Source organism: Paenibacillus sp. FSL R7-269, from assembly GCF_000517865.1.
Classification (GTDB): domain Bacteria; phylum Bacillota; class Bacilli; order Paenibacillales; family Paenibacillaceae; genus Paenibacillus_AQ.
The window spans coordinates 191,211-203,067 of the sequence record NZ_ASPS01000021.1; the positions used below are offsets into that span (position 1 = coordinate 191,211).

Consider the following 11,857-nt stretch of genomic DNA (forward strand, 5'->3'; position numbering starts at 1 on the left):
TCTGTAAATGTGCGTATTACCTCACTGTACGCTAGTTGCAGGGCTGAATGATTCTATGGTGTAAGCTTGACACTATCCAGCCGGTCGATCAGCTTACGGAGGCCAGCTTCATCCGCTCCAGACGGACGGACATCCTCGCCCAGCAGCTGATCCACCTCTTCTCTGGTAAATGTGAAGCTGTAACTTATCCCTTCATCCGCAAGCGAATAATGAATGATATCTGCATTATCGATCAGGGTGAACAGCAGGACCGAATTCTTCAGGAGAGGGTCACGGCTTACTGCCTGAAGCTCATCGTTCCACATTCCGGTAATATCGTTTACTTTATAATTGACGGTTAATGCATATGGGCGGGAGCCGGTTGTCAGCTCAATGCCTGCCCTCTCCAGTCCTTCCGGCAGCGGCATTGCACCAAGCAGCGCTGTGACTTTGCTGGCGTCCCCAATATACTTTGTTTTGCTCTCCAGCAGCTGATCCACCGCATAACCGGTATCTAACACCTGCGCCGGGGGCTCCACCGTCTTCGGATTGGCTGTACATCCAATAAGCAAGATCACAATAAGCAGGGTACAAGCGGCCATGCTCCTTGAAGTCGGTTTTCGGTACGCCAGAATATGCTTGATCCGGGCCTTCACACTGCTCTCGCCAAAAGCCAGCGGGCTGCCGGTCATAAGACCGCTCCGGCGGGCTGAGAAGCCAAGCAGGGAGCCTGAGTAGCTGCTTTTAACCTGCGGACCCAGCTTCCGGATCACCACTTCATCGCAGGACATCTCCATATCCTTGCTCATGAGCACAAAAGACAGCCACATCAGCGGATTGAACCAATGGAGAATGACCAGCAGGAACATAAGCGGCTTGACCAGATAATCCCGTCGGTCAATATGAGTCTGCTCATGCAGCAGAATATGGGACAGCTCCTGTTCACTCATTCCGGCCGGAATGTAGATCCTTGGCTTCAAGAAGCCGAAGACGAAAGGAGTCATAATCTGGTCGGTCTCAAAAACATGCCCATTCACCAGGGTTGCCGTACGGACTCTGCGCATGATTCTTACATAAGATAACACGCTGTACAGCAGCAGTGTTATAGCGCCTGTCAGCCAGATCATACTGCCGGCCCACAGGATGATCTGCACCGGATTCACGCTTGCTGCAGGTGCAGCCGGCGGAAGCAGGCTGTTCAACAGACTTCCATGAGAAGCTGTTCCGGTATCCACCGCAGGCTGTGCTTGCATCCCGATGTTCTTCGGAACGAATTGCAGCTGCCCTGTGCCGGACGAGCCCGCAGGCCCTACCAGCTTCAGGATACTGAAGCTTGAAGTGAAGCTAACCGGAAGGATCAGCCTGATCATTACTGCTGACCACAGCATATAGGAGAAGATTTTGGGAGCGCGCCGCAGCAGGACTCTCGCCAGCATCACGGCGACGGCCACATAACTGGCGGTAATGCTCATGTTCAGAATACTGATCCACAGGTCCGTCATTGGGAGGCCTCCTCAATAATCCTCTTCAGCTCCGCCGCTTCCTTGGCCGATAATTTCTTATCCCCGAGAAAAGCAGTCAAAAACTGCGGTAACGAGCCGCCAAAGGCTTTGTCCACGACCGTCTGGCTCTCATGCCGCTGTGCTTCCGACTTCGGGATGATGGCGGTGACCATAGCCCCCTCGTTCCTGAGAATTCCCCGCTCACATAGCTTTCTTAACACGGTATAGGTCGTGGACTTCTTCCAGCCCAGTACCGCTAGACTCAGCTTCACCAGTTCAGTGGAATTAATCGGTTCATGGTCCCAGATCAGGCAAGCAAATTTATATTCGGCATCATATAATTTGTAGGGTTCCATCCTGTTCACTCCTTATAAGTTTATTGCAGTAGACCTACTGATGTTAAGTCTATTGCAGTAAACCTATATTGTCAAGGATGCACCCGTTACCTCCAGCACAAAATAACCCCACAAAGTGGGGATTTAGCTTCGATGATAACTCAGGTACTTTGCGGGACCCCAAAACACATAAATTCTTATCTATCAAAAGAAGCCGGAACCGCCTGATTGCTCAGGGGTCCCGGCTTCTTGACTGTTGCCTTACTTCTTACGGACGTTCGATCCAGATATAGCCGTCATCATCTACTTCAACCGTAGCATGCAGGCCTTCGGCCAATACACGCAGCGGCACATTAGCATCTCCGTACTCATCTACGAATACCGCTAACGGAAGCTTCACGGTCTTGCCGGCAATTTGTGCCTGCGCGGAACCGATTTTGAAGACGAGCTGATCACCGTATACATCGTCGGTAACCTTGATCGACTTGTTAGGTCCATCCCACTCTACCTTAGCATCCAGATCCTCTGCGACATAGCGCAGCGGAACATAGGTAGTGCCATTCTTCACAACCGGATAATAATAATCGTCGTCCGGTGCGATCATCACGCTCTTAGCGGTGATTCCCATCTCTTCTTTGAGCAGCTTATATACCTGTGAATTAGGTTCGAAGCTTCTCAGGGTCTCCCCTGGAGTAAGATCTCCCATGGAGTAATCAATTGCACCTGTTGTGCTGATCGCATCAGCCGTTACCGGACCGTTCACATTCCAGGTCTCGGATACCAGCTTCATGTTGATGCTCTGCAGCGGCAGATCTTCACTGGCCGGAAGAGCAACATTGAAGTCGATGTTCTGTTTGCGGACATGGAAGCCGCTGTCCACGAAGATATCCGCGCTCAGCTTGGTATCCTTGCCTAGAACAGTCTTAAGTTCAGGAGTGGTCTCATAGAGGTTCTCCAATTGCTTGTCATAGACCAGCAGGAGAGCATCCACAGCCAGCTTAGCTGCATCATGCACTACAGTGACTACCCCTTCTTTATCCTCCAACGGAATATCGCCCAGACCAATGCTGTTCAGATCTTCAGCTCTGTCTTTGATCAGCGGATACATATAATCATATAGACCGCTGATCAGGGCAGTGAAGCCTTCGGTATCCTTAGACACAGATCTCAGGAAGCTCTTAAGCAATACCGGAAGCTCTTCTCCTGTAATTTCCGTATGTAGCTTCGTCAAGCTGGTTGGCTGGCCGTATACGGATTCATTTACTGATGTCACTGTGATCGCACCCGGATTCGGAAGATTCTTGATCACAAACTGGGAGGCCAGCTTAGTGAATTCCAAGGTCTTGGCAGGATCGGTTGCTTCCAGACCAAGCAACATTTCATTGCTCTGAAGCGGCATGTAGAACGGCTGCTTCGCGCCTTCTGCGGTGAAGACCAGGTTCTTCTGGTCGGTGAAGAGGGAGAAAGGAATCTTGAACTCCTTGTAACCCACAACTCCCGTGGCCGAGACATTGCCGTTATCCTGAACCTTCACATGGCCGAGCGTAAGTGATAAGGAATTAATAAGATCAACAACTTCCCGGTCCTCTGCGGTGATGCCTGCGGCAGGAACAGCGCTCAGGGTCATCGTAGTGCTTGATTCAGAGGATTTAACATCCAGATCCCCCAGCAGTGCCTTATTGACATCGAAGCCGCCAACCGCTTGGCAGCCTGACAGAATCAGCAGCAGGGCGAGAATCGGCACCAGCCATTTGGTTCTTGCTTTCATTTTCTTCATAGCATGTCTCCTCTAGCTCATAATTTGGCAACGTACCCATCATCTCAGAGGAGCATCAATTTGTAAATACAGCACCTGGAAATGATGAACCCTCATACGCTAAATAAACTCCGCCATTCTATAAATACCCATTCTTTGAAAAAGAGAAACTTTACCAAGGCAAGTATTACTAAATGGGCCGGATAAAAGCTCCACCAAACCCAGCGCGGCAGACGTCTCTTCTCCAGCAGCACCCAAAAACCCGGGGTCAGCGCAATCAGAAAGGTCGGAATAATGCTGGCCATCTGCACCAGCCAATTATAATAGAACAGATAGAATACATTCAGCGCCAAATGCGCCAGCACGAGCACATAAGAACGGGTGTATCGGAAGATCAGCACCAGCAGCAGGCCGTAAGCGTTGTAGTCGAGCGGCAGCGCATCCATCAGCAGCACAGCGACTACCACTACCGGAATACCCGCCCACAGATTGGGCAGCTTATCAAGCAGGGCAAGGACCAGCGCTGAGATCAGCAGGGTGAATACGACGTTCCAGCCTCCCGGATGAATCGCCAGATTGTACGGAATCTGCGCCAGCACAGCGATGACAAGCAGCCGCCGCAGATAGCGGGGTCTGGAGGAGGTATGGATATAGCCTTGCGCCAGCGCGTAGCAGTAGATCGGGAAGGCAATTCTCCCCACATATCTCCAGGCAAGCTCACCCGGGAAAAAGATCAGCCCAACATGGTCAATCAGCATGGTAAGCATGGCAATAATCTGCATTTGTAGCCTCCTGTTACTAGCATGAAATATAAAGCACCTTAGGTGCTATTATCCATGCCAGAGGCAGATGCTGCAAGCTGCGCGGGAAGACTTGAACGACAGGTAAGCCGGACCCACTCCCTCAGGAGCAGTTCCGGCCCGTTTTTATCCTTAGATCAGGCTGTCTTCGACTTGTTATAGATATCGAAGCCTACGGCAAGCAGCAACACCAATCCCTTGATTCCCTGTTGCCAGTCAACGCCGAGGCCGACAAGCGACATGCCGTTGTTCATCACGCCCATGACCAGACCGCCGATAATGGCGCCGACCACGGTTCCGATTCCCCCGGACGCAGAGGCTCCGCCGATGAAGCAGGCAGCGATAGCATCCAGCTCGAAGTTCGTACCTGCCTTAGGGGTGGCTGAGTTCAGGCGTGCCGCGAAGACCAGACCGGACAGGGCAGCGAGTACGCCCATGTTGACGAATACCCAGAAGGTCACCCGTTTGGTTTTGACGCCGGAGAGGCTTGCCGCCTTCTCATTGCCGCCCAGGGCATAGATATGCCGCCCCATGGTCATGTGGTTCATGACGAAGGAGTAAATCACGATCAGCACCATCAGAATCACTAGAATGTTAGGAATCCCGTTATATTGCGCCAGAACATAAGTGAACAGGTTGATGACGATCACCAGTGCAGCGGCCTTAGCAACAGACATCCAAGCTGGCGATTGCTCGAAGCCGTACTTCACCGTGATCCGGCGGCTGCGGATTTCCTGATAGATCACCAGCAGCGACAGCAGAACGCCGATGATCAGAGTCAGCACATTCAGCGAACCCACGCTTGCGACATCGGGAATGAACCCGGAGCTGATCTTCTGAAACGTCTTCGGAAACGGCGCAATTGACTGCCCGTTCAGCACGATCATCGTCAGGCCGCGGAACAACAGCATGCCTGCCAGGGTAACGATGAACGCCGGGATTTTGACATAAGCGACCCAGAAGCCCTGCCAGGCCCCGACCAGAGCACCCATCAACAGCGAAATCACTACAGCCAGTACGGGATTCAGCTCCATATCCACCATCATAATGGCCGACAGGGCGCCGATGAAGGCAGCTACCGAGCCGACGGAGAGGTCGATATGACCGGTGATGATCACTAGCACCATCCCGATCGCCAGCACCAGTATGTAGCTATTCTGCAGAATCAGATTGGTCACGTTCAGCGGCTTCAGCAGAATGCCGTCCGTCATAATTTGAAAGAACACCGAAATAAAGATCAAGGCAATGATCATGCCGTATTGGCGGATATTTTTTTTGAACAGTTCACTAATAGCTCCCATGCGGTGTTACCCCCTGCTTCGTGTCATAAATTTCATCAAAAGCTCCTGCGTGGCGTCCTTCCGCTCCACTTCCCCGCTGATCCGCCCTTCGCACATGGTGTAGATCCGGTCGCACATCCCGATAATTTCCGGCAGCTCGGAAGAGATGACCAGCACGCCCTTCCCCTCTGCGGCAAGGCTGTTGATAATGGAGTAAATTTCATATTTGGCCCCGACATCGATGCCCCGGGTAGGCTCATCGAGGATCAGAACATCTGGTCCGGCGTAGATCCATTTACTGAGCACCACCTTTTGCTGGTTGCCGCCGCTGAGATTCACGGTTTTTTGCAGGATGCTGGGGGTCTTGATGTTCAGCTTCTTACGGTACTCCTCTGCGACCAGCACTTCCTCGTTCTCATTAATGACGCCATGGCGGGAGAGCTTCTTCAGACTGCTGAGCGAGATGTTCCGTTTGATATCGTCGATCAGGATCAGGCCGTAATGCTTGCGGTCCTCGGTCACGTAGGCTAACCCATGCTCTATCGCCTGGCTGATGTTATTCAGGTGCACTTCCTTGCCGTGCATAAAAGTCTGGCCGCTGATCCGCTTGCCATAAGACTTGCCGAACACACTCATCGCCAGCTCCGTGCGCCCCGCGCCCATTAGCCCGGCAATACCGACTACCTCGCCGCGCCGGATGTGGAGATGGATCTGATCCAGCATTTTGCGGTCCGCCTGCGTCTCGTGATAGACGTTCCAGTCGCGGATCTCGAAGATCGTCTCCCCCAGGTTCGGTGTGCGCTCAGGATAACGGTTCGTCAGATCGCGCCCGACCATGCCTTTGATAATGACATCCTCAGTAACGGCATCCTGCTTCATATCCAGAGTCTTGATGGTCTGTCCATCCCGCAGAATCGTGACCGAATCCGCTATCTTCTCGATTTCGTTCAATTTGTGGGAAATGATAATCGAAGATATCCCCTGCTTCTTCAGCTCCAGAATGAGCAGCAGCAGGTTCTCGCTATCATCCTCATTCAGCGCCGCTGTCGGTTCGTCGAGAATGAGCAGCTTCACTTCCTTGGAGAGCGCCTTCGCGATCTCTACAAGCTGCTGCTTGCCGACACCTATCGTAGAGACTCCTGTAAACGGCGATTCCTTGAGGCCGACGGTGGTTAGCAGCGCCTTGGTCTTGACCGTCGTTTCGTTCCAGTTGATCACCCCGCGTCTGGCCTGTTCATTGCCGAGGAAGATGTTCTCCGAAATCGACAAATACGGAATCAGCGCCAGCTCCTGATGGATAATGACGATTCCCAGGCCCTCACTGTCCTTAATATCCTTGAACTGGCATACCTGTCCCTGGTACAAAATATCCCCTTCATACGTCCCGTGCGGATACACTCCGCTAAGCACCTTCATCAGCGTGGACTTGCCTGCCCCGTTCTCTCCGCAGAGGGCGTGGATCTCGCCTGCCTTCACCTGCAGATTGACTGACGAGAGCGCTTTGACGCCGGGGAATGTCTTGGTAATGCCTTTCATCTCCAAAATAATTTCACTCAAGTGCCTCTCACCCAGCTTTCCTTGTGACTGTGCAGCGGTTCTCCGGCGGCGCTCCTTGCACTTCACGGCTGCCGCCGGTACCCGCTAGACCTGTAATATGACGGCTATTGTCCCAGCTGTTCCTTGGTATAGTACCCGCCGTCTACCAGCACTTTATCCACGTTGCCCGCATCCACAGAGACCGGCTCCAGCAGGTAGGACGGGACAATTTTGACTCCGTTGTCGTAGGTAGTGGTATCGTTGACTTCGGCTTCGGTCCCCTTCAGCACACTCTCGGTCATCTCCACCGCCTTCTTAGCCAGCTCGCGGGTATCCTTGAATACCGTCTGAGTCTGCTCTCCAGCCAGAATGGACTTCACGGAGGCCAGCTCGGCGTCCTGTCCGGTAACTACCGGAAGCTTCTTGTCGCCGGAACCGTAGCCTACACCCTTGAGCGAAGACAGGATACCGATGCTGATACCATCGTATGGAGACAAGACGGCGTCCAGATTATCGCTTGCATAGTTCGCGCTCAGCAGGTTATCCATCCGTGACTGGGCGGCAGCGCCGTCCCAGCGCAGCGTAGCTACCTTATCCATCGTAAGCTGCTTGCTGCGGACCACCAGCTTGCCGGAATCGATGTACGGCTTCAGAATCGACATGGCGCCATCGAAGAAGAAGTAGGCATTGTTGTCATCCGGCGATCCGCCGAACAGCTCGATGTTGAAAGGGCCCTTACCGTCCTTCAGGCCAAGCTTCTCCTCAATGTAGGAGCCTTGCAGCACGCCCACCTTGAAATTATCGAAAGTCGCATAGTAGTCTACAAATTCACTTTTTTTGATCAGACGGTCATAAGCGATGACCTTAACGTTGGCGTCATGCGCCTTCTGCAGCACATCCGTCAGCGCCTCGCCGTCAATTGAAGCGATTACAATTGCGTTCACGCCTTTGGTGATCATGTTCTCAATCTGCGACACCTGATTCTCGACAACATCCTCCGCATATTGCAGATCCGTGCCGTAGCCCAGCTTCTCGAACTCCTTGACCATGTTGTTGCCGTCATTCACCCAGCGCTCCGAAGATTTGGTTGGCATCGCAATGCCCACCTTGCCCTTGGATGTATCCCCGCCGCCGGAAGAGCTGCCGGCACTGCTGGATGAATTACCGCTGTTACCGCATGCAGATAAGATGAGTACCAGTGTTAGCAGAAGCGTGATCATTGAATATCTTTTCATTCCTGCACTACCCCCTGAACTATTCTGATGTCTTCCACAGGTGTTCCCGTGTGACAAATCGAGTATAGCAACCGGGAGCAGGTGCCGTATTTACACTGAGGCTACTATTTTTGTGAAAATATAACTTATGTGTATCTAACCCCATTAACCTTTGACTAGCCTCTGGAAAGTCGAATTAAGGAAGCGAAGCGATCATAGTTTCACATACGACGAAAAAACGCCTGTAGCCGATTGACCACAGGCGCTTCACAAACAATTATTATAGCTTTGGAGGTAGTTATAGTAGCTATAATATAATTCCGATTGCTAATCTCCCTTACTCTCACCGCGTACTTCAGCCTGCACCCCTTTACGGAACTGCAGCGGTGCCACTCCGGTCTGCTTCTTAAAGGCGGTGCTGAAATAATGCTGGGTCTCATAGCCCGACTGCTCCGCCACCTCGCTAATACTGAGCTCGGTTGAATGCAGAAGCTGGGCGGCCCGGCGGATACGGGTCTGGGTCAAATACGTGCCGAAGGATTCGCCCAGCTCCTGCTTGAACAAGCGGCTCAGATAGACCGGGGATGCTTGAAGCAAGCCTGCTGTTGCCTCCAGGGTAAGCCCGTATTCGCTGTAGTGCTCCTGGATATGCTGCTTGGCCCGGCGGACGAGCGGGGACAGCGGCTGCTCCTTGACCAGCGCCACCCGGCAGCTCCGGTAGGCGGCGGCCAGCTCTGTAATCTCTCCCTGGATCAGCCGGGTGCCGACTTCAACGGCGATTTTGAGATGGCGGCGCACAGCTGCCTCCACTCCTGCCAGGATGCGCTCACCGGCGGCATCCCAGAGCAGGATAACGATCAGTCCGGCGGCATCCCGGAACATCACCTTGGGATACGGGTCCAACAGCTCGGCGGCGATATTCTCGATGGCGAACAAGAAGAGCTGCCGCTCCTTCTCCTTCATCGCCGGATGCTGGCCCTCCCACCTCCAGCGGATGATGCCGATCAGCTCCGGCCGCTGCGGAGGAAGCTTGAGGAACTGCAGCTGCTCCCTGATCTCCGCCTGGCTCAGATTGCCGTCCAGCCATTCCTGGCAGAAGCGCTCGCGCAGCAGCGGGAAGTTCTTCATCAGCTGCCGGGAGGCCTGCTCCAGATGCTGGCTCTGCTGCCGCTCGGACTCCAGCTCATCTCGTACGCCCCGCAGCACCTGCATCAATTGCTTCGGCTCCGCAGGCTTGAGAATATAATCATTCACCTGCAGCCGGATCGACTCCTGTGCATACGCGAATTCATCGTGGCCGGTGATCACAATAATCTTGCAGCCGGGCAGCGCTTCCCGCAGCCGCTTCATCAGCTCCATGCCGTGCATAATCGGCATGTTCAGATCGACCAGGGCGATATGTATTGTATGCTCCACGGCCAGCTCCAACGCCTCCTCCCCGTCTTCTGCCTCTGCGGCCACCTCCAGACCGAGGCTATCCCAGTCCACGCATTGCCGGATGCCCTCCCGGATAATGCGTTCATCATCGGCAATGATTACTTTCCATTTTTCTATCATCTGCGTATTCTCCTCCTCTGTCCTAGTACTTCTCAGGGTAACTCTCACGAACAACCGGGTGACGTACGGTTACAAGCGTCCCCTGTCCCGGTCCGCTCTCAATCTGGATACCGTACGGCTCTCCGTAGGTCAGCCGGATCCGCGCCTGCACATTCAATATGCCATAGCCGCTTCCTGCGCTGCCTGTTCCAGCCATGTCCGTCTCCGTGCGCTCCAATTCTTCTGTACCTACCGCTTCGAGCCGCCGCCTGAGCTCCCTCAGCTTATCCGCAGACATCCCTGCACCGTCATCGCGTACGGTAAGATACAGGTCGTTGTCCCGTTCCACGACTGCAATGGAGAGGAGTCCGGGGCCGCGCCGCTCCTTAATGCCGTGATAGATCGCGTTCTCCACCATCGGCTGCAGCAGCAGCTTAAGCACATACAGCTCCTGTAAGTGCGGCTCCACTTCAATGGAATAGGTCAGCTTGGTGCTGTAACGGACATGCTGAATTTTCAGATAGCTGACGATATGCTCCAGTTCATCGGAGAGCGGTATGATATCGCTCCCTTTGCTTAAGCCCAGCCGGAACAGCCTGGAGAGGGACTGGACCACCTCGGCGATATCCTCCGCCCCCTTGCTGCGGGCCATCCAGTGAATCGTATCCAGCGTATTGTACAGAAAATGCGGCTTGATATGCGCCTGAAGACTGCGCAACTCCGCCTCACGCTTTTGCCGCGCCTGAAGCTCGGTCAGAGATAACAGCCGGCCAATCTGGGCCAGCATCGTATTGAAGCTGCGGCCGAGCAGCCCGATCTCATCGGAACGGCTGCCCCAGTAGCGGATCGTCAGATCGCCGGACTGTGCCTTGCTCATGAAGGAGGCCAGTTGGCCGATAGGACGGGAGATCGAATAAGCCAAATAGAATGAGGCGGTCATGCCCAGCATACAGACCACAAATACAAAGGTGACAACATTGAACGTAATCTCGCGGATTCCATAAGCCGACTCATCCATCGGGAACACGCCCATCGTGGTCCAGCCGGTAAACGGCGAGGTCCGGTAGATCAGCTGAAGCTTGCGGCCGTCTACGGTCTCCGAGGTAATGCCCGAGGACTCGGTGAACAAACCTGCCGGGATGGTACGCATTAAAGGGTGCTGCGGCGCATAAATCATCTCTCCGCGATTATCCACCACCGTCAGATATCCGGTTTTGCCGAGCGTGACATCTCTGGCCGTCTCCGCGATCACCCGCAGCTTCAGATCCACCAGCACCACGCCCTGCACCACCTGCGTCTCTGGATTCACAATGGCCCGAACAGCAGAGACTACCTCGCTCTCCTTATAGTCCACATGGGACCTGACCGCACGGCCATACGGATGCCCAACAATCAGGAAGATCCCCTTATTCTCTACCGCCTGCTTGTACCAGCTCTCCTCCGTCAGCCGGGTACCGGAACGGGTATACATCTCATTGCTGATGAAACCGCCTTCACGGTTGACCAGCATAATGCCGGCTATCTCGGAGCTGAGCGTGGTGAAGCCCTGCAGAAATTTGCGGATATTGTATTCCGCCGATTCCCCGTTACCTGCTGCGGGGTCTGGCTGTGCCGGAACCGGCGGCTCTCCCTTCAGGAACTTCTGGACGCCCGGATCGAATGAGATCAGGTATGTAATTTTCTGCAAATTCTCTACGTCACTCTCAATGGCCGTATTCACCTTGCGGATGAGCTGCATCGTGTTCTCAGTGCTCTGCTCCTCTACGATCCGGTCCACCGTCCAGCCAATCAACAGCCCAAGTCCAATGGAAGGCAGGATGCTAATCAGCAGGAAGTGAATAATCAGCTTATAGCGGATCGGCATATTATTCAGCTTCAGCTTCTCCATCGTCACGCCGGTCTTGCGCATCACAGGCTCC

The 11,857-nt window shown here is 53.8% G+C and carries 9 protein-coding genes; all 9 read right to left on the reverse strand.

Going from position 1 to position 11,857, the window contains the following annotated elements:
* Positions 1-53: 53 nt before the first annotated feature.
* The 9 genes from C162_RS11480 to C162_RS11520 all read right to left on the reverse strand — a co-directional run bounded on the left by C162_RS11480 (position 54) and on the right by C162_RS11520 (position 11,847).
* Positions 54-1,481, reverse strand: coding sequence for a M56 family metallopeptidase (locus tag C162_RS11480; RefSeq protein WP_036694456.1), 1,428 nt, complete (start codon positions 1,479-1,481; stop codon positions 54-56).
* Entirely contained in the window at positions 1,478-1,837 is a 360-nt protein-coding gene (locus C162_RS11485) for a BlaI/MecI/CopY family transcriptional regulator (RefSeq protein WP_036694457.1), read from the reverse strand. Before C162_RS11485 ends, C162_RS11480 begins: the two co-directional genes overlap by 4 nt.
* A 247-nt stretch (positions 1,838-2,084) precedes the next feature.
* A complete protein-coding gene (locus C162_RS11490) occupies positions 2,085-3,593 on the reverse strand; it encodes a copper amine oxidase N-terminal domain-containing protein (protein ID WP_051493404.1) in 1,509 nt (502 codons plus the stop codon).
* 92 nt (positions 3,594-3,685) lie between these two features.
* Complete coding sequence (locus C162_RS11495; protein ID WP_036694460.1) at positions 3,686-4,354, reverse strand: TraX family protein; 669 nt, start codon at positions 4,352-4,354, stop codon at positions 3,686-3,688.
* Positions 4,355-4,509: 155 nt separating this feature from the next.
* Positions 4,510-5,673 (reverse strand): multiple monosaccharide ABC transporter permease, encoded by a 1,164-nt coding sequence (mmsB, locus tag C162_RS11500; RefSeq protein WP_036694461.1) that lies wholly within the window; start codon positions 5,671-5,673, stop codon positions 4,510-4,512.
* Between the two features lie 6 nt (positions 5,674-5,679).
* Complete coding sequence (gene mmsA / locus C162_RS11505) at positions 5,680-7,209, reverse strand: multiple monosaccharide ABC transporter ATP-binding protein (RefSeq protein WP_036694463.1); 1,530 nt, start codon at positions 7,207-7,209, stop codon at positions 5,680-5,682.
* A 104-nt stretch (positions 7,210-7,313) separates the two neighbouring features.
* Entirely contained in the window at positions 7,314-8,423 is a 1,110-nt protein-coding gene (gene chvE / locus C162_RS11510; RefSeq protein WP_036694464.1) for a multiple monosaccharide ABC transporter substrate-binding protein, read from the reverse strand.
* A gap of 306 nt (positions 8,424-8,729) precedes the next feature.
* Positions 8,730-9,959: a response regulator transcription factor gene (locus C162_RS11515; protein ID WP_036694465.1), complete on the reverse strand. Its 1,230-nt coding sequence runs from the start codon at positions 9,957-9,959 to the stop codon at positions 8,730-8,732.
* A gap of 22 nt (positions 9,960-9,981) precedes the next feature.
* On the reverse strand, positions 9,982-11,847 hold the full coding sequence (locus tag C162_RS11520) for a cache domain-containing sensor histidine kinase (RefSeq protein WP_036694466.1): 1,866 nt from the start codon (positions 11,845-11,847) through the stop codon (positions 9,982-9,984).
* Between the last annotated feature and the right edge of the window lie 10 nt (positions 11,848-11,857).